This is a genomic window from Pseudomonas sp. 1L-B-1-E-C1 (assembly GCF_057291835.1).
Genome location: NZ_JBXAWN010000006.1, coordinates 255381 through 279825, shown reverse-complemented (window position 1 = coordinate 279825; position 24445 = coordinate 255381). Strand labels below are relative to the sequence as shown.

Genomic DNA, 24445 nt, shown 5'->3' with positions numbered 1-24445 from the left:
GCCGCCCGACTGTGAACCTATTGAAAGTGGGCGTCTGCCTGATGGCGGCCTCGTTGCTGTGCGGCTGTAACCCGCTGATGAGCGCGTCGCTGAACAACCTCAAGGCCGCCGTCGTCGGCCCCGATGAAGTTGACGTTTCGGCGGCCGAAGTCGCCGGGGTCAACTATCCGCAACTGAAACTGACCACGCCGTCCGGCTCAGGTGTATTGGCGCTGGTGCGCGAGCGCGAGGATCTGCAGTTCTGGGTAGCCTCCGGCAAGCAGGTGTTGCTGCTGCGCGATGGCCTCGCCGTGCGCAGTATCGGCCTCGGCCTGCAAGGCGATCTGGATGGCACGCGGCTGGCCGATGACTCGCCGTTCAAGCAAGGTCTGCACCACGTCGCTGACGGTTTCACTACGCGCCGGTGGATCGATCTGTACAAGGGCCAGGAAGTCGGTGTGGTCGTCAACAGCCGCTTCTCGCGCCGTTCCACCGAAACTCTGGAGATCCTCGACAAGCCCTACACCGTGTTGCGCGTCGATGAGCAGATTGACGCGCCAGCCATCGGCCTCAGCGCGACCAACCGTTACTGGGTCGATCCGCGTGACGGTTTCATTCTGCAGAGCGAGCAACAACTGACCTCGCAACTGCGCGTGAAGCTGGTGCAATTGACTCCTGATCGCAGGCATCTGCCGTGAAGCGCTTCAGCCTTATAGCGGTGGGCTTTCTGCTGATCGCCGGGGCGAGTCAGGCCGCCGTCACGGTGTCCGGCGATGTCGCTAATCCCGGGCCGATAGAGTTGCCGCCGGGCGGGCGCCTGCTCGATGTGATCAGCGAAGCCGTGCCCAATGCCGAAGGCTATTGGCTGGCGGGCGGCTTGTTGCGTCAGTCGCTGATCGAGGAACAGACACGGCTCAAGGTCGGCGTGCTGTTCGACCTCGATGTGCTGCAGCGCATGGCCACGTTGTTCGACCGGCCAGGCCGCGCAGCACTGGCGCAGCGCATTGCCGAAGAAGTCCGGCAGATGCCGGTGACCGGGCGGCAGATCGCTGACCTCGACCCGGTGGCCGTGGAAGTCGGCTTCGCGCGCAACATTCGTCTGGATGACGGCGATCGGCTGATCTACCCGAAACGGGTCGACGAAGTGCAGGTATTGGGCGCAGTCGCCGAGCCGTGCCACCTGCCGTATCAGCCGTTGCAGGAGGCTCGCGAATACCTGGAAGGTTGCTCGATTCTCGACGACGCCGAGGCCGATTATCTGTGGCTGATCCAGCCCAACGGCGTGTCGCGGCGTGTCGGTATCGCGCACTGGAATCGCGAGTCCGGACAGTTCCCGGTGGCCGGCAGCAGGATTCTGGTGCCGATTAAAAATGATGATCTTGATCCGCCTCTTCCTGAACTGAATCAGCAGTTGGCCGAATTCATTGCCACGCAGCTGGCCGAGGTGGTTCGTTGAAGTTACGTTTTGCAGCTGTGTTGTTATTGCCCTGCGGTCTGGCCCACGCCGAGCCGCGCATCACCCAGAACGACTTCGGTGGCACCGGTCTGTTGCAGACGCCGACGGCGCGCATGGCCCCGGCCGGCGAGCTGAGCGTCAACGCCAACCGCACCGACCCGTACAGCCGCTACAGCGTGTCGTTGCAACCGCTGGACTGGCTAGAAGGATCGTTCCGCTATACCGCGATCACCAACCGGCCCTACGGCTCGGAGGCCCTCAGCGGCAGTCAAAGCTATAAGGACAAGGCGGTCGACGCCAAAGTGCGCCTGTGGCAGGAAAGCCACTGGGCGCCAGAAGTGGCCCTCGGCTTCCGAGATATCGGTGGTACCGGTCTGTTCTCCAGCGAATTCTTCGTCGCCAACAAGCGCTTCGACAATTTCGATTTCAGTGCCGGTATCGCCTGGGGCTACATCGGTAATCGCGGCGACTTCGACAACCCGTTGGGTTACGTCAGCAATCGCTTCGATACGCGCCCGGCGCTGGAAGGCACCGGCGACGTCAACTCCGGCTCGTACTTTCGTGGCAAGCCTTCACTGTTCGGTGGCGTGAGCTACCAGACGCCGTGGGATCGGCTGAGCCTGAAGCTGGAATTCGAAGGCAACGACTACAAGAACGAGCCGAAGGACAACGAGATCAAACAAGACTCGCCGATCAACCTCGGTGCGGTGTTCAAGGTCACCGACTCGATTGATCTCAGCGCCGCGTGGGAACGTGGCAATACGGCGATGTTCGGCGTGACCTTCCACACCAATTTCGTCAGCCGCAAGGCGCCGGCGAAAACCTACGACCCGACCCCCGAACCGCTGCCGGCGAAGGCGCCGACGACGTCGATGGAGCAGGTCAACTGGGCCGATGTGTCGCGACGTCTGCAGCAGAATGCCGGGTACAAGGTCGAGCGCATCAGCCAGCGCGATTCCGAGCTGATCGTCTATGGCGAGCAGCAGCGTTATTTTCATTCGTCCAAGGCTGTCGGCCGCGCGAGCCGGATTCTCGACAACAGCGTCAACGATGACATCGACTGGTTCACCGTGGTTAACAAGCGCTACGACTTGCCGCTGGAAGAAACCAGTCTGCCACGCCAGACCTTCCGCGAAGTGATCAACAACGAGGAGCCGTTGGAGTCGCTGCACCGCACCACCGAAATCAACCCGGCGATGCCGCACAACGAGAAAACCCTCTACAGCGAAGCGCCGCAGCACTTCAGCTATGGCGTGGGGCTGGGCTTCAAGCAGAACGTTGGCGGCCCGGACGGTTTGCTCTATCAATTCAGTGCCGACGCGGACGCGGAATATCGCTTCAACCGCAACACCTGGTGGAGCGGTTTGCTCAGCGCCAACCTGGTCAACAACTTCGACAAATTCGTCTATGACGCGCCGAGCGGATTGCCGCGCGTGCGTACGGATTTGCGCCAATACCTGACCACCTCCAACACGACCATGCCGTTGTTCCAGCTCAGCCATGCCGAGCAGTTGGATAAAGACTTGTACGGCATGGTGTACGGCGGCTATCTGGAATCGATGTTTGCCGGCGTCGGTGCCGAAGTGTTGTTCCGCCCGACAGGTGAGCGCTGGTCGGTTGGCGCGGACCTGAACTGGGTGCGCCAGCGTGATTTTGATCAGGGCTTTGCCTTGCGCGATTACTCGGTAGTGACCGGGCATATCACCGGCTATACGGATCTGCCATTCGACACGCTGGCCGCAGTCAGTGTCGGTCGTTATCTGGCCGGGGATTGGGGCACGACCGTGGACATATCGCGCGAGTTCTTCAATGGCGTGCGCGTCGGTGCCTGGGCGACCATCACCACGGCCAGCAGCGCCGAATATGGCGAAGGTAGCTTCGACAAGGGTCTGTACCTGTCGATCCCGTTCGACGAAATGATGAGCATGTCGACCATGCGCCGCGCCAACCTGGTCTGGGCGCCACTGACCCGAGATGGCGGCGCCAGACTGAGCCGCAGCTATCAGTTGCATTCGATGACGGATAGCCGGGAAGGGGACATGTTCTATCGCAACTTCGAGAAGATTACCGAGTAAGCGCCAGTCTCCCGAACCTGGCAAATCCCCCTGTAGGAGTGAGCTTGCTCGCGATAGCGCCGGATCAGCCGACATCATTGTTGACTGACATACCGCCATCGCGAGCAGGCTCACTCCTACAGTTGATCACTATCGAACCACAGACCTGGCCATCACCCAAACCCCCTGTGGGAGCGAGCCTGCTCGCGAAGGCGCCGGCACATCCAACATCTCCATCGTCAGACACGCCGCTTTCGCGAGCAGGCTCGCTCCCACAGGGGGCGCACCTGTGTTCGATACCGGTGTGCCAAATCCCGCCCGCAAAAAAGGGGACTTTCGTCCCCTTGCGATCTGAAGTTGTGAACCTCAGTAAATGTCCTTCGACAACAACGTAAACGGCGTCTTCACTAGGATCTTCAGATCCAGCCACAACGACCAGCTGTTGATGTACTGCAGGTCAATCTCGACACGCTTCTGCATCTTGTCGATGGTGTCGGTCTCACCCCGGCAGCCACTGATCTGTGCAAGCCCGGTGATCCCGGGTTTGATTCGGTGACGCGCCATGTAGGCGAGGATCTTGCCCGAGTAGTAGTTGTTGTGCGCAACAGCATGTGGACGCGGACCCACCAGAGCCATATGCCCTTGCAAGACGTTGAACAATTGCGGCAACTCATCCAGCGACGTGCGACGGATAAAGCGACCCACGGCGGTGATACGCGAATCGTTACGACTGGCCTGTTTCACTTCGCGGTCATCGTGGACACGCATCGAGCGGAATTTCCAGACCTTGATCACCTTGCCGTTCCAGCCATGACGATCCTGCTTGAAAAACACCGGGCCGGGCGAGTTGATTTTCACCGCCAGAGCGATGATCAACAGCAGCGGACTGAGCGCGATGATCGCCAGGAACGCCACAGTCTTCTCAACCAGACTTTTGCTCAGGGCAGCGGTCGGGCGGCTGGTCAGGGGGCTTTCGTTCAGGTAGATCGCCGGCAGGCCGTCCACGACTTTCACCGAGTGGTTGAGCAGCGTCAGGCTGTTCAAGTCCGGTACCCACACCACATCAACATTGGCCCCAAGCAGATCGACATACATCGCTTCGATTTTGGCTGCTTCGCTCAGCGGCAGGGTGATGTACAAGCGGCGGATGTCGTGGGCTTCGATCAGCTCAAGCAACTCATCCTGAGCGCCAACGACGCGTGGGGCGTCCGCAGCGAGGACAGGTTTGTCGCCGTTGCTGACCAGGCCGATCAGCGGCAGGTTTTCCAGTTGGCTGAGTTTCTTCGCCAGGCCCAGCGCCAGTTCGCCAGTGCCGACAATCAGCGTGCGGTGTTCGCTTTTACGCGAACGCTGGTAGTACTTGGAAAATGCATGCAGCGGCGCGTAGAGGAACGCCTGACCGAGGAAGCCGTACACCGCCCAACTCAGAATCACCTGACGGGAAAACAGCTCATCGGCCTGGCAGACAAACGCGATGCACGCCAGCGCGGCCATGGTCATCGACCAACCCATGAACAGACGGCCGAGGCCAGTCAGGTAGTTGTCGCGTTTGCGATAAACGCCACTGAAGGTGTAAGCCGGCACCGAGGCCAGGACGGCGAGGGTGGCGCACATTCGGTAGTAGAACGCGACGGTGCCGGTGTGCTGTTCAGCGAGAATGAACAGCAGCGTCACAACGAAAGCCTGTGCCAGCGCCCATTGGCCCCAAAAGGTCAGTCCCTTGAGGCCCGTGCTTCGATTAATACTGAGAGAAAGATCCATACGATATCCCCAAAAGACGTCCATTCAGGTTTCAACAGTTGAAAGCCGAGTTGTTATGCAGACTTATTTTTTTTGTTTTAGCGAGTGTCTTGAGGTAACAACATCGAGAGCCGAACTGTCGTCAGCCAATAGACTAAGTTATTGTCGGGAATGGTGTCTGACGAGTTATAACAAGATGGCATTGTGCCAACTTTTTAATATTTAAATATTAGGCTGTTAGAAAAGGTCGTAGAGCAGGGGGTGAAAAGGCGGGGGGGTATTTGTTACTGTTGGCGGGGTGGAGGCAGGGAAGCTTTTATTGAATCAGGGAGGAAAAATCAAACAGAGTGCTCTTCTTGTTGTTGTAGTCGCACTTTATATCTGTTTGTCTCGGTTTTGATGTCGCCTGTGATTACGCGACGACTTCCTGGATCAAGCAATATCCGCGATTTCTTACTGCTCGAAACAATCGCTCGCCATTACTCGCGCTCTTGAACTTGTCCTGCAACCGGCTCAGGCACATTTCCAGACCCCGGTATTGCTCGGGTTCCCGGCCAATACTGATGATCAAGTCATCACGACTGACAACGCGGTCTTCATGGCTCAGCATTTTCCTGACCAGAGCGGTTTCCAGGCCAGTCAGGCTGATCGCAATATTGTCCTTGAGCAATACGCCTTGATCATCGTCAAGATGCCAGGTATCGCTGCAAGGCTCAGTACTCTCGCTGACATTGGAGATAAGAGCTCGGTCTGCAGTGACTGTCGGAAAGCTCTGGAACGGATTGTCTGTCTGCGCGGCTCGCCATTCATTTTCCAGGGTGGCCAGTATGCGTTGGGTATCATGTTCGATACTGCGCGCAACGTTCTTTCGGCTAAGGCTTGGGTAACTGAACTCCATGACCATCGGGGCGGAAGAGGGCGAAGCAACACCTTCAACAAACATTTGCGCCTGCGACGTGCCAAACGAATTGAAACGCTCACTGGACAAGATGCTTTCCAGTTCACGTTGCGACGTTGTGCTGTGCGTCACAACAACAAAATATTTTCTGGGGAGGGTTGTACTCGTTTCCATGTCTCTCTCCTAAATACACACCAAAATTGGCTAAAAGATAAATCGGCAGGCGAGCAATGACTTCCTCGGAAGTAATCGTAGGCAGGGTTCGGGCCGAAAATGGCCGTCGATAAATTCCACTCGATCTGCTGCTATGTTATGGAGTTTTATTGTTATGGGTCGTGTTGCCGCGCTCATTCAAGTGCTTGAGTTTTAATAAATATGAAGCGGAACTGAAACGATATGGCTGCATCAGACGATCCTTCGTACGTATGCAAAAGGGAAGACTGCCCGAGACTCAGGCAGTCGATATCAGGCCCCGCATCAGGCGATAGCCGTAGCCGCGGATGCTCTGAATCGCGTTTGTACCATACATGTCCTTGATTTTTCCACGCAAGCGACTGATTGATTTTTCCAGTGCCCGGGGGTCGTAGAAATTGGCGTTGAGGCCCATGATGCTGGCGATTTCATCATGACTCAGAATGTGATTACCGGTTTGCGCAAAGGCCTCGAGGATCTTCATCTCGGCGAAAGAAATATCGAGTTTGCGCCGACTGTCCAGCAGGCAGATCCGCGTGGGATCGAGCGTTAGATTGATGTCACGCTGCCAGTCTTCGCTGCTGAAGAACTCGCTCAGCAACTCCTCGCTGTCATCGCTCAGAGTGTTGAGCTTGATACAGGCATCGGCGCCGGCGAGATAATACTTGATCTTGTTGACAGCGCCGCGGCCGGTGATGACCGTGCAAATAAGCGGCTTCAAGTTGTTATCGCGCAGACGCTGCACCAGCGCAAGATTGTCTTCCACGGTCTGCGGGCTATCGATGATGACGAAAATGGCGCGATAGGTGCCAATGTAACCGTGATGTTTATATGAACTAGCGTAAGCACCCGTTTCCAGAGGGATATCGCTCTGCACGTGCCTCGCGATCAGTGTTCTAAAATGATCAGCCACACCCAGGGTACGACCCAGAGCAAGAACACCGGATTCATCGTTTGTCGGGCGCGGACTTCTAGTCGCCAAGTTCCCTGAGAGCATCATGCATTGACTCGAATTAGGTGCTGACATCAGGATGTTAAAGCACCGGTTCTCATCTGTGACTGACAATTGGTAACATTTGCGCGGATTTTAGACGTGGCTCTCGGGTTTTCTAACAATAAGTAGCCTTTTCAAGCTTTTAGTTGATTTCTTCGAGGTTGTGAACTAACGCTTAGATGATGGCGATATGCAATGGTGCCACTATTTTGAGCTTGTGGCGATGGCTTTGTCTATGTCCTTTTGCCATTGTTTGGCCATGCCGTAATTGTGTGAAGTTGGTCACACTTCATATCTGAAATGAAATATTTCTTGGGATAGAACTAAATTTTTTCCATTTAGTTCGTCGGCCGACGATTACTAACATGACTTGAGTGTGGCAGTCCGTTAGACCTATTCTTCGAAATCAAAAGATCGCAGCCTTCGGCAGCTCCTACAAGGAAATGCATTTCAAATGTAGGAGCTGCCGAAGGCTGCGATCTTTTGATCTTCATATGCGCCAATTGTGTAACTCAGATACTCAACCCCGAGTGTTATTGACTGGCCGCTCACCCTGAGTGCTCTGACGGAGGATTAATGGATTTCTGGACCCTTTTCCAGGTGTTGATATTGGGCGCGGTAGAAGGCTTGACCGAGTTCTTGCCGATCTCGAGTACCGGTCACCAGATTATTGTCGCCGACCTGCTCGAATTCGGCGGCGAACGCGCCATGGCGTTCAACATCCTTATTCAGCTTGGTGCCATTCTTGCTGTGGTCTGGGAGTTTCGTTCGAAGATCTTCGATATCGTCAAAGGCCTGCCCACCGAACGCAACGCGCAACGTTTCACGCTTAATCTGCTCATCGCGTTTTTTCCTGCCGTCATCCTCGGCGTGTTATTCGCCGACGCGATTCATGAGTATCTGTTCAACCCGATCACCGTTGCGGTGGCCCTGGTTGTCGGCGGCATCGTCATGTTGTGGGCGGAACAGCGCAGTCATGTCGTCAGCGTTGAACATGTCGATGACATGCGCTGGTCTCACGCGCTAAAAGTCGGTTTCGTACAATGCCTGGCAATGATTCCCGGCACCTCGCGCTCCGGTTCGACCATCATCGGCGGCCTGCTCTTCGGCCTCTCACGCAAAGCCGCCACCGAGTTCTCATTCTTCCTCGCCATGCCGACCATGGTCGGCGCCGCCGTGTATTCCGGCTACAAATACCACGACCTGTTTCAGCCCAACGACCTGCCAGTCTTCGCCCTCGGCTTCGTCACCGCGTTCATCTTCGCCATGATCGCCGTGCGTGGCCTGCTGAAATTTATCGCCAGCCACAGCTATGCCGCGTTCGCGTGGTATCGGATCGGTTTTGGATTGTTGATTCTGGCGACTTGGGTGTTTGGCTGGGTGAACTGGACCGCCGCAGCGGCCGCTTGAGGTGTCAAGCCAGGCGGATCAAGCCGCCTGGCTGATATGAGGGGAGGGCATCAACGCCCTTCAAGCAACTCACCCGCCTGATCCAGCAACGCCAGCGGATCCTTGGCCTTGTGAATATCCACCGACAACAACTGACGAAACTTGCGCGCCCCCGGGAAACCCGTCCCCAGGCCCAGCACGTGCCGCGTGATGTGATGCATCGCACCCCCGGCCAGCAAATGTTCGGCGATATAAGGACGCAACTGCGCCAACGCTTCAGCCCGGCTGATCACCGGCGCGTTACTGCCGAACAACTGCTGATCGACATCTGCCAGCAAATACGGATTGTGATAAGCCTCACGCCCCAACATCACACCGTCGAAAGTCTGCAGATGCTCATGGCAGGCCTCCATGGTTTTGATCCCGCCGTTCAACACAATCTCCAGCTCCGGAAAATCAGCCTTCAACTGCGCCGCGACGTCATAACGCAACGGCGGAATGTCACGATTCTCCTTTGGCGACAGCCCTTCGAGAATCGCAATCCGCGCATGCACGGTAAAACTCGTGCACCCGGCATCCCGCACCGTACCAACGAAATCGCACAGCTCGGCATAACTGTCGCGCCCGTTGATGCCGATGCGGTGCTTCACCGTCACCGGAATCGACACCGAATCGCGCATCGCCTTCACACAATCAGCCACTAATTGTGGATGGCCCATCAGGCACGCGCCGATCATGTTGTTCTGCACACGATCGCTCGGGCAGCCAACGTTCAGATTCACTTCGTCGTAGCCGTGCTCTTGCGCCATACGCGCGCAGGCCGCGAGATCAAGCGGAACGCTACCGCCCAACTGCAACGCGAGCGGGTGTTCGGCTTCGTGGTGACGGAGGAAACGTTCGTGATCGCCGTTGAGCAACGCGCCAGTGGTGACCATTTCGGTGTAGAGCAGGGCGTGCTTGGACAGGATGCGGAGGAAGTACCGGCAGTGGCGGTCCGTCCAGTCCATCATGGGTGCGACACTGAAGCGCCGAGACGGCTCAGGCGTTGGTTTTACTGGGCTAAAGCTCTGATTCTGGACCATTTTACTCAACGTGTTTTCGACGTGATTTCGGGCGTTTTCAAGGGTTTTCAGCATCTGGTTGGTACGATGTACCCATTCGAAGCCAATACGTACCACTTTCGTTTGTGGCAGCTGTAGGACATGAAAACTGGCTGATGGAAGCACTGCGCTTCACCGCGCAGCACCGCATCTGCCGGAACGGGTTGCAAGTCTACCAAGAGAGCGAGATTTCCGCCCCGGAAACGGACCACGCGAGCGTGAATCAGAACTGGATGAGCGGGCGATCATGCGGGCAAGGTAGCTGGAGTCGAGCAAGTCGATGGCTGCACTCACGCTCAGTCTTGGTTGCGCTGGAAAGAGTCAATGGCATTCTCGGCGTAGAGTGGGGCGCAGCCGCCCCATCTATGACGATCGATGTGGTCGACCTAATGTGTCATGAGAGCTCACGGCTAACTCATGGCCGGAATGGGTCAGCTTCGCCAGTGCATTGTTTCAAGCGAGCAATAACGTCCGGGCCGGTTTTAGAAATATCGATCCTGCCCGTTGCATCCACATAAATATCAATGGTTCGGCCCCATTTGGGGCTGATGTCGATGCACCTCTGAAAACCTTTATCAGTCCACCAATCGAACATCATGAAAAAGTCGTCATCAGGGAATAGGTAGCCGAACTCAACGGCTGAGCCACCGTGCTTGATATCGCCTCTATGAATCCTGTCCTGTGTGTTCCAAACGTAGTGAAATTCTTCCTCACTGTTCGGGGAAAAATTCACCGCTACGACGGGGGAGCCGAAGTACCAAACAGCGATTGGAAGAGCAATGAGCGCCAGAAGGATCCAGCGCCCATACCGGCGTCTGGTTTTATTTGCATTCATGTAGTTTGATTCCTTTTCCCCATTCTTTGGGTGGCACTGCAAGCACCTGATCCATGATCATTTTGGCGTTAATGCCCCCATAGGGATGTTGGCGATAGAGCTTCACGCCGATACTGATGGATATTCGGTCGGGCGCATCGTCCCACGCTCTCAAACCGTCGACATTGCCTGAACGGTTTGGGCCGGGTAACTCCCACTGTTCTTTTGGTTTCGTTACGACCTCTTGGGCTTTTCGTAGTGCGTCAGAGATGATCTGCTCGCCACCTGCACCATCCAGCAAAGCACTTTCGGATAGGCCGCCAGCCCTGCCCACATAGCCGTAATGAATGTTCGACCAAATGTCATAGAAGTAGTCGTACTCACCCTGTTTGTGCCAAACGCCTCCGATGGTCCTGCGGATGATCGGTTTGTGGTCCCATGGGCGATTCTGGCCAACCCGCTCAGTCCAGATAGCCAGAGCCTTGGCCTTCATTCCCAGCGCCAAACTATAGAAGTCTGGCTTGGGACCGAGCTGAAGGTAAAAGGGCAGTGCCATGTATTCCTTGGTTTTTGCATGAGGGTCATAGCTGTTCAGTTCCTTCATCTGGCGAACGGCTGGGCTATTGATATTGGTGTTCATCTCGGCCGCGATGTAAGCAGCCAGCTGCTCCATCATGTCCGGGTCTTTACAGGTAGCGGATACGGCTTTTGGCTCGGGTTTCTTTTCGGGTTTTTTATCAGGCTGCTTGGCGGTGGACTTTGGCGCAACCAGAGCGTTTGCTGCTTTGGCTTTTTCAGTGAGTTTCGGGTCGGCCAGCAACGTTGCCATCTTCTCATCGTCCACGGATCCGTCTGGGAGGAAGGCTCCGAGCACCATGAAATTGATTATGGTTGCACCGCCAGCGTCCCCCATGACGAAGCCGCCACCGACATCACCTGATCCGGTGATAACTGTGCCGCCGTGACTGGTCGGACTGCCAAGATGTCTGCGCAAGTTGTTCGTGGAGCGCAATCCGCATGCCCTTTTTGCGGGTTCGAAGCAGCTCCAGTGCCACGCGATGCCGTGACAGGGCGATCTGTTGGTTGGAGGATCGCCATCACCGAAGGCTGGCCGAAATTCTGTCCTCATTAAAAACTCTCTTGAAAAAGCACTTATCCCCCTCCCGCCGGCGCACTCCGTCTCGCTAAATTGCGAAAAACCTTAGCGGCTACAAACGAAGTCTCCAACCAGGCCGGCCGTCAGTGTCGTGAGGTCTCAGTCCTTTCCATTAAGTGAGATATTTTGCAGAGAACTGCTATCGATGGATGCCGCCTAACGACCAACTCAGAGTACTTGGTAATGGCTGGAGGCCCTGGTTTTCAAGGGGGCGCTCGAAAAAAATAATAGCTTTATCAGGTTTTCGATTCATGAAATATTGTTGAATGAGGCCTTTTAGAATTTTCTAGCTACGATAGTTCTTCACCGGAAATCCCCGCTTTAACGGGCTTCTTCACCGTTTTCGACATTTCACAGGTTGGCAATGCTGATTCTGATAAGGGATGAGAGACTATGGTGGCGCTCAAGATGAGCTGAATGCAGTTTATGAGATCTCTAGTAAATTAGCAGTTGGTGAGTGCGGGAAAATGCTGCAAGCGCTCTCTCGCTTGCAGCATCTTTAGAATCGGCGGTCGTTTAATTTGTTATAGCGTCCACATTACCTAACACCGTTGAAGTGAGAGGAGGTGACTTCAACAAATCGCGTGAAATATCTGGGTCTGGTATCGCAGTCCTGATCAGAGAGTCCAATCTATCGAACCATACTCCATCATTCGCGGAGAATAGATTGTATAGTGCCTCGTTTTTATTTTTGCAACCAAACTCCTTAAACATTGCCCCGCAGTACTTAGATGCTGCTGTCATAATGTGCCAGCGAAGCTTTGAATATCGGCCATCAAATCTCTTGTTGCCTGTGAGGAGTCTCAGTCGGTAGTAAATGTAGCAGGCCGTATAATAGTCTTCCTCATGGCGACCTTGAGAAAAAACATCATTTAAAAGGTCGCCAGTCAATCTATTTGGATACCGGCTTGATAGGTCGGGGCGCATCATGGCGACAGCGGCGTAACAGCGTGCTACTTCCCTGGCATCGAATATACGAGCAGGTGCAACGTTTTCCGCTCTATATTGTCCCTTGCGTCGTTCGAAGTAGATTCTATTCGGTTCCGTTGCACCTCTTGCATTAAAATACTGCTCCAGAACTCTCAGTGCGTCTAGTGTGGAAATAAATTGCGCGTCTTCTACTTTTGACTGTCTATTTGTCGCACGAACAATGTCGTCAATTACTGAAGGTTTGTCGGCTTCAATAAGCTTGATCATTAGGCTTACTGTGTTGTCAACTTGTGCGTCTAAGGAGATAAGTATGTTTGATGTCTGACATCCATTCACGATTTGGAAATCGCGAATAAATATTTCTTGTCCGGCCGGCCTAATGCTGGATGCTACAATTGTAATGCCATTGTTCATAAGGCCGAATCGTTGCTTCTTGTCAGCGCTATTTAATGTTTCGGCAATTTCAGAGTTGACCTCAACGTCTACTCCCAAGAAGTCTCGTACGTTTTCTTCGAATAGCTTCTTTCGAGGAGTTCCGTTTTGGTCTTTTAGAACCGAGTCTATAAAGTTGCGCGCAGTAACAGTGGCAACATATGCGTTATTAATGTCAGGTGCGAAAGGAAAAGGAGCGTAACCGACAGTTGGTAGTTTAGCTTCCATAGGGCCGTCGGCTGACAACCACAGTTCATGTATTACATCGCGATGGGCCTTAATGAGGATAGTCTCGTTAGAATATCCCATTTTTTTCAGCGCGGCCTCGCCAACTTGGAATGCAGCGTTTATCTCTACTGCATCTGTATCCGGGGCTGCGGAAAAGAAATAAGCGTGGAGATCGGGCAGTCCGCCTCGAATTCTACCGATGTTTTCAAAAACTTTTTCAAACATCTCTTTGAAGGTCGCCAAGTACGGGCTGTGAGGTTGTGCAGGCGATTCTGATAAATAATCAACCACTGCAGCAATAAATGAATCTACCTCTTGCTTGGACCAAGTGACAGACCTTTTCGCTTGAGTTAGTACGATCGTGACCTTGTATTCGCGTCTGCTCGTTTCGAATATTTCTTCCAGTTCTTCCAATGAAAAAACAGCGCGATCGTCGAGAAATAATAGAGCGCCATCTATACCTGGATCTGCACCTTCATAAACTAAATCAGTTGCTTCGACTTTGTCTCCTGAGTACTTAGAAAAGGCGCAGTAGTTTACGAAAGCCTCAAAGTTTTTTGACTCGTCAAATGGAGCGCCAAAATCTTTGCAGAAAGTATCAAAGTAAGATTTAGTTACGAGGTGCATTTTTCTATCCCTAGATGTGGTCGGCAATATTAGACAGAATTTGTAACGGAGCACAATCCAAACTTATTCCTCCCGAGACTGCTGCTTTCGCTGACGCCGTGATGAGAGATTCGCTCCAAGGCACAGCGAGCATTTTGCCCGACAATTTCGTGACCCTGCTGCTCTGCGAGGAGTACCCACTCCATTGGCGCCGCTTCGAGAACGAGATGGTATTCGTACATTCTTTCTAGAACCACGGAAAGTGAATGTTCGCTGGCCATGCATTCGGCTCCATTCGGAAAGAGGAAGCATAGCAGGGCACCTGAGGGAGCTGATTTCAGTTCGGGGCTGGGAAAAAGGTAATTTTGGTAAGCAGATGCGAAAAATGGCTCCAGCCCTTATAGGACGTGGCTTCGACGTATTACCTTTGAAGGTAATATTAGGTAAGGGAAGAAGTGATGTTTTTCTAAGTGATTGATTTTCAAGGCTTTTGTAGGGACATGAAAATGCTACGCCTAAGGGTAATTTTCTAACTCCTCTATTACCTTTGAATAAGTCATCTAACCCATTGATTCTATTTGGTTTTGTCGTCGATAAAAAAGGAAATTACCAATATCACCTTTTTCCCAGGGGTCAACATGAAAACGGGGTAAGCGAAGACGGGGAGGTTTGCTGGCCTTTCATGCACGCGGTTTTAACTCTCACAAAGGCTCACCCTTGCCGACGATAGACAGTGCCAGGATTGGAGCCGAGAACCGCTGCTTAAAAATTGCTAACGCATTCGGCAGAAGGCATGGGAGTAGGAGGGAGGAAAACAGGACTGGTACGCAACTGGTACACGGGCTGGCGGCGGGGTGTTCGTCCCTTTATTTGCGGGAGGTAAAAGAAGTGTCAGTCCGATCCATCATGGGGGCGACGGAAAAACGGCGGGAGAGTGGGGCGGGTTGTAGGGACATGTGAGGAATCTGGATCAAGAAGGCGAAGGCGCAAGAGTTTATCAGGTCTGCGAACAGGCAAAGGCTTGCGAGGCGCCGTTTGTGGTTTGAACTGGTCTCCGACGCGCTCGGCCTGATGGGAGGAAGTGTATTTCTGCCTGTTTCCTGTCCTTCAATATCCGTTTAAACGGTTGCGCAGGCGCTTGTTTAAATCCGACTGGTGAAAGTCATCCAGAGCCTACGTTGTCTTGCGCCTCCCCCTACACCTAAGACAGAATCCGCCGGCTTGTGCGTCTAGCCTGCGGGTTCTATCGTCCCTGGGTCACTGAAATCAGTGATCGGGTTTGGTAGCCCGCTTCGTGTCTAGATGCATTGCGTCACCTGATTCAGGCCGCTTCTCAGCGCTCGAATATCATGGTGGTCATGCGTGGGGTCCATTCGTGGGCGCCGGGTTCTAGTGCGACCGGTCTACCAACCCGCGTATGGCCGCCACCCTTCGTTTGGTAGCGAGGGTGATGGCTCCTTTTGGTAATCGCGCTAGAGGCTTCATCCATGTTCAAAGTCACGCCCAATCCGCCGGACACCGATCCCGCATCCCCCAACAAATCCCCAGACTCAAAAAAACTCCACGACGCCGCCGAGCGCGCGCTGGATTACCACCTGGGCTCCGCCAGTCACATCAAGGCCTCTACCAACCAGCCCGAACGCATGTTCCTCGCCAACCCTGCGTACGACAGCGAATCGCTGTTGGCCAATGCCAGCGAATCGCTGGGTTCGGCCAGCACCATGCTCAACGACTTCGCAGCGTTATTGGAAAACTCGCAGCGCAAGACATTGTTGGGCATCGCCCAAGTGGTGATGCTCGGAGAGATCGCAGTAAATCAGGCGTTGGACAAAGTCGAAGTGAAGGCTTGAAGCGAACCTCGCGGTGACGGAGCGGTTATCCGTCACCGCGAGGCTAAATGGCTAGTTGAACATATGCTGTCACCGCTGCACGACGAGTAACGGCTACTGTGCAGGCACCGCAATCCACTCACTCAAAGTCTGCTGATATTTGCCCGTGACCTTGCTCAAATGCAGCCACTGATCGACATACAGTTTCCAGCTGATGTCATCGCGCGGCAGCAGGTACGCCTTCTCACCGTATTGCATGTACTGATGCGGATTCACCGCGCACAGGCCCGGTTTGAGTTTCTGCTGATACAGCGCTTCGGAGGCGTCAGTGATCATCACGTCGGCTTTGTTGTCGAGCAGTTGCTGGAAGATCGTCACGTTGTCGTGCAGCGCCAGTTGGGCTTTGGGCAGGAAGGCGTGGACGAAGGCTTCGTTGGTGCCGCCGGCAGGTTCCACCAGGCGTACGTCGGGCTGGTTGATCTGTTCGATGGTCTGGTATCTGGACTGGTCGGCGCAGCGCACCAGCGGGATCTTGCCGTCGGTGTCGAGGGTGTTGCTGAAGTAGGCTTTTTTCTGCCGTTCGAGGGTGACCGAGATGCCGCCCATGCCGATGTCGCATTTGCCAGCCTGCATGTCGGGCATCAGGGTTTTCCAGGTGGTCTGCACCCATTGCACCTTGACGCCGAGGCTGTCGGCCAGGGTGCGGGCCATGCTGATGTCGATGCCTTCGAAGTCGCCATCGCTGCGCTTGAAGGTGTAAGGCTTGTAGTCGCCGGTGGTACAGACGCGCAACTGGCCTTGTTGCTGGATGCTGTCGAGGTGGGTTGACGGTTCGGCTGCCTGAGCGGTGAAAGGCAACGCGAGCAATGCACCGAGCAGGAATGTGGTTTTTGTCGTTGGCATCTGTCGGACTTTTCTCTGGAGTGGGCGGGAAGAACGTGTTCGAAGTTAAACACGTTCTCACCGTTGATCCAGTCCGCCGTGACCGTCAATATTGATCCGTTAGAGGCCCAGCCCTTGCTGCACTACTTGCAGCAGATTGTTTTCCGTCAGTGCAATCGCATCCAGCTCCTGGCCGGTCTCGATAGTCTGCAACCACCAGTGGCTTTCGCCGTGCTCGTCAACGGTGCGCAGCAAGGACTGATCGCGCCCTGGCACTTTGATTTCGACACGCCCGCAACCATCCTCGGTAAACCGCGCAATCGGATCGAACATCAAACTGTGATGGTTCGCTTCGATCACCAACTGGTCGATGGCGTAGTCGTGGCTTTCGCCGTCCGGCGACGTTTCGCAAACGTGCGTAGGATTGCGGCGAATCTTCAGTCCTACTTCGGTGACTGGCTGCAGCCAGGCTTCTATGCGGTGGTACAAGTCGTACACCTGAGCAGGCCAGCAATCGATTTCCAGCGCCGCATCAGCCTGGGTATGCCGGGTCTGCTTGAGTCTGGCGGCGAGTTCGTCTGCTTTACTCATGTCGGTTCCCTTGTTGGATGTCTGCCTGTTCAGCGTAGACCTTTGCACGGCGCAGGGCCTTGCCTTGCGTCATGCGCTTGCAATACAAACGTGTCGAAATCAGCGCTGGCCAACGCTGGCCATCAACGAAAACCACGGACGCAGGCGTCCCAAGGAATGGGTCAATGAAAAAGCTGTTTACAATTCTGGCGCTGATTGCGCTGACGGCCGGTAGCATCGGCATGAGCTCGGCGCGTCAGCCGTCATCGAACAAAGCGCAGGCGGAATCGGTGGCGGGGGTGTTCGACTACTACCTGCTGGCGCTGTCCTGGTCGCCGACCTTTTGTCTGACGCACAAGGACGATGCGCAATGCACCGGCAAGGGTTATGGGTTTGTCCTGCACGGCTTGTGGCCGCAATATGCCAAGGGTGGCTGGCCAGAATCCTGCCCGCCGCTCACAACGCTGTCGGCGGCAGAAACTAGCAAAGGCCTGACGATGTACCCCACGAAAAAACTACTCGATCACGAATGGTCCAAGCACGGCACCTGCAGCGGTCTTGGTGCGATGGGCTATCTGGACAAGTCCGATCAGGCCTTGGGCGCGGTGAAGATTCCGCAGGCGTTGCAGCCGTTCGGCTCGACGTCGTACTACTTCGAAGCGCAGGAGATTGTCGATCTGTTTCGCAAGGCCAATCCGGGTATTCCCGAGGATGGAATTGCGGTGGTTTGCAGCGGCCCGCAGCTCTCGGAAGTGCGGGTGTGCATGGGCAAGGATTTGCAATTCGGCGCGTGTGGCAAAGGGGTGAAGACTCAGTGCCGCGCGGGGGATATTCGGGTGCCGCCGGCACGTTGAGCATCCGTAACGGCCCAGGAAAAGAGGCGCTCGCATGAGCGCCTTTTTTTTGCCTGAAGATTTGTAGCTCCTGGCAAATTCGCGCATGCTGCGCGCCTCAAAGGATCTGTACGAAACATCTCAGGGGATACAGAATGCAGATGCTGATTACTTTGGATCCGGTTGGCGAAGGTGCTCTTGTCTGGATCGGCTCAGACATATATCGCCAGCGACCTGACCCAGTCGCTGTCGAATGGATCAACATCAAAGCAACACCTACCAATACAAATTCATCAGATGGTGTAGCTGACTTTGGTGAGAAGTGGATTGTTTCTTGTGGACCTTCTTTGAACGTAAACGTCGATACCAGTCATGCAAATGCGCTGGAGCTGTTTGACGCGCCTATTTCCGGTGGCAATTCGGCGAGCGATTTGTTGTTGGCTTCGATCATGAAGGAGTTTTCTTGATGTCCAGATTGATCATCTGTGTATTGCTCATTGTTTGCTCCGGATGTGCTAAAGACCATTCAAAGCCTTCAGCGAACTTGAGTTTCGTGTCCGTGAAACGAGAGAGGACGCTTTTATATGACATCCGATACCAATCGGATGTGGATGTCCTGAACCTGTTTGATAAAGGACAGGGAAAAGGGATGATTGCAGGTTTTCTGACGTGTGCGTTGGGGGACGATCATGATTTCTCCATTGAGAAAGCGATGCAGTTTTCCGCGGTAGGTTTGATTGAGTCTGACGGGGAACCGCTAAACGGAGGGAAATTTTCTTATCTCACCAGCGCGTTTCTCGTTGAAACCTCCAGCAGCCGTAGTTCAGAACGTCACCTGTCTACAACGGAGCTAAACAACCTTCTCTCCAACAAAAGCCAGATTCCCTGCAAACTATTTGTCACTGCCTTTGGCTACAAAACCTACTACTCAAACACCATGAACATCCCCACCGCCGACCTGCTCCGGGAAATCAACAAACCCGAATAAACAACCCCGGGGGGACTCACGCAAATCCCCCCGCATCCACCCCCAACTCCCCACGCAAAAACTCCACCAACCCCCGCTGCAACCCGCTCAAAACCCCTTCCCGACTAACCAGCGCCAGTTCCGTCGGCGCCAACTCCGGCAAATCCGCACACACCTCATGCTCCGGCAAAACCGCCGAAACCGGCAGCACCGAAACCCCCAATCCGGACGCCACCGCCGCTTGAATCCCGGTCAGGCTGTGGCTACCAAACGCCACTCGCCATGGTCGTTGCGCCATGTCGAGCAGGCGAATCGCCCGTTGTCGATACAGGCAGCCCTGGGGAAACAACGCCAGCGGCAGCACGCCGCTGGCGGTATCGAACTCGGGGCCTTTGACCCACACCAGTCGCTCCGGCCAGGTCGCCCATGCCGGGCCGCTGTCGGGTTCGCGTTTGATCAGGGCGATGTCGATATCGCCACCATCAAGGCGTTGGCGCAGGTCGAGGCTCATGCCACTGATGGTTTCCAGGCGCGCTTGCGGATGGCTGCGGGTGAAGCCGGCGAGGATCAGCGCCATGCGCCGCGCATCGAAGTCTTCCGGCATGCCGATGCGCAGCACTTCCAGGTCGACATCGCTGGCCAGTGCTTGGCTGGCTTCGGCGGACAGCGCCAGCAATCGACGCGCGTAGTGGATCAGCAATTCGCCGTGCTCGGTGACGGCAGCGTTCAATCCGCTGCGGTCGCGCAGGAGTAGAGGGTGGCCGACCAGATCTTCGAGTTTGCGCACCTGCTGGCTGACCGTCGATTGCGTGCGGTGCACACGCTCGGCAGCGCGGGTGAAGCTGCCTTCGTCGACCACACAGACGAAGGTTTTCAGCAGTTCCAGATCCAGCATGGTGACGGCCCTGATAGTGGTTTTGCAAATGACGATCGCGTGTTTATTTAATTTCACACTATCACCGCGCGCTCATAAGCTGAAGTCCTCACTCTGGAGGAATCGACCGATGACCTTGAACAATACGCCACGCCCGCAATGGCTGACCTTCGATTGCTACGGCACGCTGATTCAATGGGACGAAGGCCTGAAAGCCGTTGTCGAAAAAATCCTCGGTGAGAAGGGCGAGCACGCCATCGACGCCGATAAGCTGATTGAAGTCTACGACCGTCACGAGCACCGCCTCGAACAAACCCCACCGCACCGACCCTTTCGCGAATTGAGCACCCTCGGTCTGCAACTGGCTCTGGAAGAATTGGGCTTGCCGAGCCTGCCTGAAGACAGTCAGCGTCTGGCGGCCGCCATTCCGAACATGCCGCCCTTTGCCGAAGTGGTAGACACCCTTGCGCAACTTAAATCCATGGGTTTCAAGCTGTGCATCGTCTCCAACACCGATGACGACATCATCGCCGGCAACGTCGTGCAGCTCGGTGGCCATATCGACCGGGTGATCACCGCGCAACAGGCCGGTGCCTACAAACCGGCGCCACGGCTGTTCGACTACGCTCATCAGCAATTGGCCGTGACAAGGGATGAAGTGGTGCACATCTGCGCCAGCCCCATGCTTGATCACACAGCGGCGCGGGACATGGGCTTTCGTTGCGTGTGGATCGATCGCGGCACGGGCCGGCAGTTGTTGCCGGACTATCGCCCCGACGCGATTCTGCCCAGCCTCGACCACGTGCTGTCGCTGTTCAAATCCCTCGGCTGGATCTAAGGAGAATCGCCATGGCGCACACCCTGAGCGGCACAGCCAAAACCAGACCAATACCGACACGGAATCTCGAAACCGAGGCGATAAGCACTGCTCGCAACGAACTCGCCGCCTGCTTTCAACTGGCGGCCTTGCATGGCCTGGAGGAGGGCATCTGCAATCACTTTTCGGCGATGCTGCCGGGGCATGATGATCTGTTTCTGGTCAATCCCTACGGCTACGCTTTCTCGGAAGTGACGGCGCAGAATCTGCTGGTCTGCGACTTCGCCGGCAACGTGGTCGATGGCGAAGGCAAGCCCGAAGCCACGGCGTTCTACATCCACGCGCGCCTGCACCAACAATTGCCAAGGGTGAAAGTCGCGTTCCACACGCACATGCCGCACGCCACGGCGTTGTGCCTGCTGCAAGGTCCGCCGCTGCTGTGGCTGGGGCAGACCGCGCTGAAGTTCTACGGGCGTACGGCGGTGGATGAGGATTACAACGGTCTCGCGCTGGACGCATCCGAAGGCGACCGCATCGCCAGTGTCATGGGCGACGCCGATATTCTTTTTCTGAAAAACCACGGTGTCATCGTCGCCGCGCCGAGCATCGCCGAAGCCTGGGACGATCTGTATTACCTGGAACGCGCCGCGCAGGTACAACTGCTGGCCATGGCCAGCCAGCGCGAATTGAAACCGGTGCCCCACGCCATTGCGCAGCGCGCCTATGAACAAATGCGCGAAGGCGATGCGCAAAGTGCTCGCGCGCATCTGAGCAGCGCGATGCGGCGGCTGGCCCTGCACAACTGATTAACCGGAAAGAAGCAATCGCAAATAAATCGACGAAAAGCGATCATCCAAACTCGCGAGGCGCCGATAACTGGGCGGGAGGCGGGCGTTTGCTCCGTGCATCCCGGTGGGCTACGCTCACGAACACAAGGGTTTCGGGCTCGCGCCCCTGTCGTACCTGCCCAGGACATGCTTTTGCCAATCCCCATTCACGATCCGCATCAGGCCCCCGGCACGCTCAAGCGCCTGCCGCTGCGCAAAGCGGCGGTGCTGTTCATCGTTGCGGTGAGCCTGTGCCTGTGCGGTCTGCTGTATCTGCAACTGGAGCAGTCGCGGCGTCAGGATCTGGCGGTGGCGAAGATGGCTTCGGGCAACCTGACCCGGGCCATGGCCCAGCAGGCCGAAGACACCGTGCGGGCGGCCGATCTGGTGATGACCAGCCTGGTCGACTGGATTCAGGACGATGGCTATGGGGCGACGCAGCGTCCACGGTTACAAAGAATCTTTGCCCGCCGCGCGCAGCAACTGGATCAGTTGCACGGCATCTTTCTCTTTGATCGGGAAGGGCAATGGGTCATCACTTCTTTCCCCAATCTGCCCCGTGGCAACGGCGTGGCCGATCGCGAATATTTCAGGTTCCATCAGCAGAACGCCTCGACCGTGGCGCACATCGGTCCGGCGATTCGCAGCCGTGAAAATGGCGAGTGGATCATCCCGATCTCCAGACGCGTCAACGACCAGGTCGGCAATTTTCAGGGCGTGCTGATGGCCGGCATCCGCATGTCGTACTTCGATCAGTTCTTCAAAAGTTTCAGCCTTGATGACAGCGGCATCATGTTCATGGCGCTGACCGACGGCACCTTGCTCGCGCGACGGCCCTTCGATGAGTCGCTGATCAACACCTCGGTAGCCCACGGCGAGATCTATCAGACTCTGTTGCCCAATGCTAACGCGGGCACGGCGATGCTCAATTCGGTGGTCGATGGCGTGACCCGATTGTATGGCTATCAACAGCTCGCCTCGTATCCGCTCGTAGTCTCCGCCGCGACTTCGCAAGACACCATTCTGCAGGGCTGGTACGACCGCGCTTTCCAGTCCAGCGTGATTGTCGCGCTGGTGATCCTCGGGATTGGCCTGTTCGGCTGGGTGTTCATTCATCAGGTGCGCGATGGTGAGCGCATCGAGAAAAACCTGCGCAAGGCGCAACTGGCGCTGGAGCAGATCGCCACCCACGACAGCCTCACCGGACTGGCCAATCGACGCTTGTTCGAGCGTTCGCTGGACATCGAATTTGCCCGTGGCGCGCGCCAGGTGAGTCCGGTCAGCCTGATCATGCTCGATATCGATTTTTTCAAGCGCTACAACGATGCTTACGGCCATGTCGCCGGCGATCAATGTCTGGCCCAAGTGGCGCAGGTGGTGAAGACCTGCTGCCAGCGCAAGTCGGATCTGGCGGTACGATACGGCGGCGAGGAGTTCGCCGTGCTGTTGCCGGACACCGATATCAATGGGGCGTTGGCGATTGCCGGGCAGATACGCCGCAGCGTGATCGACAAGCACATCATTCACAGTGGTTCACCGACCGGTTATCTCACTGTGAGCCTGGGCTGTTATTCATTTATTCCGCACGGCAACGACAGTCCGCAGGTGTTTATCCAGCGTGCGGATGCGGCGTTGTATCAGGCGAAAAATGCCGGGCGTAATCGCGCTGCGGTATTCGCGCCGGAAGAGGGTTTTGCCGAGCTGATGCGTTCGGATCGCTGATTCTTTCAATTCACATAAATAGAAAGTGGGAGCGAGCCTGCTCGCGAAGAGGGCATGTCAGTCACAATATTTGTTGACTGATACACCGCTTTCGCGAGCAGGCTCGCTCCCACAATGGTCCGTGATGTATTCAGGACTATCTGGGATGACTCTTGTTCGTTCAGCCGCCCGTGCCACCGCCCGCACCACCTGTGCCGCCGCCGGCCGAACCGGTACCGCCACCCGCGCCGGAACCCGAACCGCTGGCGCCGCCGTTGGTGCCCGTGCCGGTGCCCATGCTCGAACCAGTCCCCGTGCCGGTGCCGTTATTGGTTCCGGAGCCGGTGCTGCCCGATGGCGAGCCCGGGGTATTGTCAGGCGGCATGGTCGAGCTGCTGGCGCCGCCGGACTTGGTGCCCGTCGCGTCGGTGCTGTCATTGGCGGCGAAGCTGGCGGCGGATGCCGTGGCGAGCAGGCCGGCCAACAACAACGAAGTGAGTTTGCGCGTCATCATGGTACGTCTCCTGAAAAAGGGGATTACCTGATATTGGTCTTGCGCGCCCAAGCCTTGGTGCCGGTCGAGTGACGAGCGGTCAGTCGCTGCGCCGAGTGGCCTACCGTTCTTCTGCAATATTGGCTATTTGCCGAACCACCCCCGGGGACTAACGTAGCCACACATTCAATCGCTACCCCGGAGCCCACCATGCAACCTCGTGCCGATTTCTACACCGCTTCCCCCGATGCCTTGAAAGCGATGATGGCGCTGGAAAATGCCGTCTCGAAACTGCCGCTGGAAAAGAGCCTGATCGAACTGGTCAAGCTGCGCGCCTCGCAGATCAACGGCTGCGCATTCTGCATCGACATGCACACCGCCGACGCGATCAAGGATGGCGAAACCCCGCGCCGCCTGTTCGCAGTGACGGCATGGCGCGAAGCGCCGTTCTTCAGCGAGCGCGAACGTGCCGCGCTGCTCTGGACCGAGTCGCTGACACAACTGAGCCTGACCCACGCGCCGGACGAAGATTACGACGTGGTCGCTGCGCAATTCTCGCCGAAGGAGCTGGTTGACCTGACCGTGGCGATCAACACCATCAACGGCTGGAATCGCCTGGCGGTGGGCTTCCGCAAATTGCCGCAGGCTTAAGCTGCCCACAATCCGTTGTAGGAGCTGCCGAAG

23 protein-coding genes are annotated in these 24445 nt (G+C 55.9%); 12 read left to right on the top strand and 11 right to left on the bottom strand.

What is annotated here, in order from left to right; genetic code table 11:
- Positions 1–11 precede the first annotated feature (11 nt).
- Genes AC0Z4S_RS13115 through AC0Z4S_RS13105 form a run of 3 tightly spaced genes read left to right on the top strand, consistent with a single transcriptional unit; the run spans position 12 to position 3510 of the window.
- Positions 12–677 carry a YjbF family lipoprotein gene (locus AC0Z4S_RS13115; RefSeq protein WP_471877541.1) on the top strand — a complete coding sequence of 222 codons (666 nt, stop codon included), beginning with the start codon at positions 12–14 and terminating at the stop codon, positions 675–677.
- Positions 674–1435, top strand: a complete 762-nt coding sequence (locus AC0Z4S_RS13110; RefSeq protein WP_333714147.1) for a capsule biosynthesis GfcC family protein — start codon at positions 674–676, stop codon at positions 1433–1435. Before AC0Z4S_RS13115 ends, AC0Z4S_RS13110 begins: the two co-directional genes overlap by 4 nt.
- The gene (locus AC0Z4S_RS13105) at positions 1432–3510 is read left to right on the top strand and encodes a YjbH domain-containing protein (RefSeq protein WP_485623317.1); all 2079 of its coding nucleotides are present in this window, start codon (positions 1432–1434) and stop codon (positions 3508–3510) included. Before AC0Z4S_RS13110 ends, AC0Z4S_RS13105 begins: the two co-directional genes overlap by 4 nt.
- 345 nt (positions 3511–3855) lie before the next feature.
- Here AC0Z4S_RS13105 and AC0Z4S_RS13100 read toward each other — a convergent pair whose 3' ends face one another.
- The 3 genes from AC0Z4S_RS13100 to AC0Z4S_RS13090 all read right to left on the bottom strand — a co-directional run bounded on the left by AC0Z4S_RS13100 (position 3856) and on the right by AC0Z4S_RS13090 (position 7319).
- Positions 3856–5250, bottom strand: coding sequence for an undecaprenyl-phosphate glucose phosphotransferase (locus AC0Z4S_RS13100; protein ID WP_485623316.1), 1395 nt, complete (start codon positions 5248–5250; stop codon positions 3856–3858).
- A gap of 391 nt (positions 5251–5641) precedes the next feature.
- Positions 5642–6301 carry a winged helix-turn-helix domain-containing protein gene (locus AC0Z4S_RS13095; RefSeq protein WP_485623315.1) on the bottom strand — a complete coding sequence of 220 codons (660 nt, stop codon included), beginning with the start codon at positions 6299–6301 and terminating at the stop codon, positions 5642–5644.
- A 277-nt stretch (positions 6302–6578) separates the two neighbouring features.
- Positions 6579–7319, bottom strand: a complete 741-nt coding sequence (locus AC0Z4S_RS13090) for a winged helix-turn-helix domain-containing protein (RefSeq protein WP_485623314.1) — start codon at positions 7317–7319, stop codon at positions 6579–6581.
- A gap of 570 nt (positions 7320–7889) precedes the next feature.
- Here AC0Z4S_RS13090 and AC0Z4S_RS13085 point away from each other — a divergent pair.
- Positions 7890–8723: an undecaprenyl-diphosphate phosphatase gene (locus AC0Z4S_RS13085; RefSeq protein WP_485623313.1), complete on the top strand. Its 834-nt coding sequence runs from the start codon at positions 7890–7892 to the stop codon at positions 8721–8723.
- Positions 8724–8773: 50 nt separating this feature from the next.
- Here AC0Z4S_RS13085 and dusA read toward each other — a convergent pair whose 3' ends face one another.
- The 4 genes from dusA to AC0Z4S_RS13065 all read right to left on the bottom strand — a co-directional run bounded on the left by dusA (position 8774) and on the right by AC0Z4S_RS13065 (position 13989).
- Positions 8774–9784: a tRNA dihydrouridine(20/20a) synthase DusA gene (gene dusA, locus AC0Z4S_RS13080; RefSeq protein ID WP_485623312.1), complete on the bottom strand. Its 1011-nt coding sequence runs from the start codon at positions 9782–9784 to the stop codon at positions 8774–8776.
- A 433-nt stretch (positions 9785–10217) separates the two neighbouring features.
- The gene (locus AC0Z4S_RS13075) at positions 10218–10637 is read right to left on the bottom strand and encodes a hypothetical protein (RefSeq protein WP_485623310.1); all 420 of its coding nucleotides are present in this window, start codon (positions 10635–10637) and stop codon (positions 10218–10220) included.
- On the bottom strand, positions 10624–11610 hold the full coding sequence (locus AC0Z4S_RS13070) for a polymorphic toxin type 44 domain-containing protein (RefSeq protein ID WP_485623309.1): 987 nt from the start codon (positions 11608–11610) through the stop codon (positions 10624–10626). The genes AC0Z4S_RS13075 and AC0Z4S_RS13070 overlap by 14 nt, the downstream gene beginning before the upstream one ends.
- A 678-nt stretch (positions 11611–12288) precedes the next feature.
- Complete coding sequence (locus tag AC0Z4S_RS13065; RefSeq protein ID WP_485623308.1) at positions 12289–13989, bottom strand: AIPR family protein; 1701 nt, start codon at positions 13987–13989, stop codon at positions 12289–12291.
- 1466 nt (positions 13990–15455) lie between these two features.
- Between AC0Z4S_RS13065 and AC0Z4S_RS13060 the strand changes: the two genes are divergently transcribed.
- Positions 15456–15818 carry a DUF6124 family protein gene (locus tag AC0Z4S_RS13060; protein ID WP_485623306.1) on the top strand — a complete coding sequence of 121 codons (363 nt, stop codon included), beginning with the start codon at positions 15456–15458 and terminating at the stop codon, positions 15816–15818.
- Positions 15819–15911: 93 nt separating this feature from the next.
- Here AC0Z4S_RS13060 and AC0Z4S_RS13055 read toward each other — a convergent pair whose 3' ends face one another.
- Positions 15912–16700 carry a transporter substrate-binding domain-containing protein gene (locus tag AC0Z4S_RS13055; RefSeq protein WP_485623304.1) on the bottom strand — a complete coding sequence of 263 codons (789 nt, stop codon included), beginning with the start codon at positions 16698–16700 and terminating at the stop codon, positions 15912–15914.
- A 99-nt stretch (positions 16701–16799) separates the two neighbouring features.
- Positions 16800–17270, bottom strand: coding sequence for a hypothetical protein (locus tag AC0Z4S_RS13050; protein ID WP_485623303.1), 471 nt, complete (start codon positions 17268–17270; stop codon positions 16800–16802).
- 164 nt (positions 17271–17434) lie between these two features.
- On the opposite strand from AC0Z4S_RS13050, the gene AC0Z4S_RS13045 reads away from it, so the two are divergent.
- The 3 genes from AC0Z4S_RS13045 (at position 17435) to AC0Z4S_RS13035 (ending at position 19070) form a co-directional block, all read left to right on the top strand.
- Complete coding sequence (locus AC0Z4S_RS13045; protein ID WP_485623302.1) at positions 17435–18103, top strand: ribonuclease T2 family protein; 669 nt, start codon at positions 17435–17437, stop codon at positions 18101–18103.
- A gap of 134 nt (positions 18104–18237) precedes the next feature.
- On the top strand, positions 18238–18549 hold the full coding sequence (locus AC0Z4S_RS13040) for a hypothetical protein (RefSeq protein ID WP_485623301.1): 312 nt from the start codon (positions 18238–18240) through the stop codon (positions 18547–18549).
- Positions 18549–19070, top strand: coding sequence for a hypothetical protein (locus AC0Z4S_RS13035; protein WP_485623299.1), 522 nt, complete (start codon positions 18549–18551; stop codon positions 19068–19070). The genes AC0Z4S_RS13040 and AC0Z4S_RS13035 overlap by 1 nt, the downstream gene beginning before the upstream one ends.
- Positions 19071–19086: 16 nt before the next feature.
- On the opposite strand, the gene AC0Z4S_RS13030 is transcribed toward AC0Z4S_RS13035, so the two are convergent.
- Positions 19087–19944: a LysR substrate-binding domain-containing protein gene (locus AC0Z4S_RS13030; protein ID WP_485623298.1), complete on the bottom strand. Its 858-nt coding sequence runs from the start codon at positions 19942–19944 to the stop codon at positions 19087–19089.
- A 109-nt stretch (positions 19945–20053) separates the two neighbouring features.
- On the opposite strand from AC0Z4S_RS13030, the gene AC0Z4S_RS13025 reads away from it, so the two are divergent.
- From AC0Z4S_RS13025 to AC0Z4S_RS13015, 3 genes are all read left to right on the top strand, one after another.
- The gene (locus AC0Z4S_RS13025) at positions 20054–20761 is read left to right on the top strand and encodes a haloacid dehalogenase type II (protein ID WP_485623297.1); all 708 of its coding nucleotides are present in this window, start codon (positions 20054–20056) and stop codon (positions 20759–20761) included.
- 11 nt (positions 20762–20772) lie between these two features.
- Complete coding sequence (locus tag AC0Z4S_RS13020; RefSeq protein ID WP_485623296.1) at positions 20773–21546, top strand: aldolase; 774 nt, start codon at positions 20773–20775, stop codon at positions 21544–21546.
- 174 nt (positions 21547–21720) lie between these two features.
- Positions 21721–23289 carry a sensor domain-containing diguanylate cyclase gene (locus AC0Z4S_RS13015; RefSeq protein WP_485623294.1) on the top strand — a complete coding sequence of 523 codons (1569 nt, stop codon included), beginning with the start codon at positions 21721–21723 and terminating at the stop codon, positions 23287–23289.
- Between the two features lie 160 nt (positions 23290–23449).
- Here AC0Z4S_RS13015 and AC0Z4S_RS13010 read toward each other — a convergent pair whose 3' ends face one another.
- Positions 23450–23782 carry a hypothetical protein gene (locus AC0Z4S_RS13010; protein WP_485623293.1) on the bottom strand — a complete coding sequence of 111 codons (333 nt, stop codon included), beginning with the start codon at positions 23780–23782 and terminating at the stop codon, positions 23450–23452.
- Positions 23783–23971: 189 nt separating this feature from the next.
- Between AC0Z4S_RS13010 and AC0Z4S_RS13005 the strand changes: the two genes are divergently transcribed.
- Positions 23972–24412, top strand: a complete 441-nt coding sequence (locus AC0Z4S_RS13005) for a carboxymuconolactone decarboxylase family protein (protein ID WP_042609087.1) — start codon at positions 23972–23974, stop codon at positions 24410–24412.
- The last annotated feature ends 33 nt before the right edge of the window (positions 24413–24445 follow it).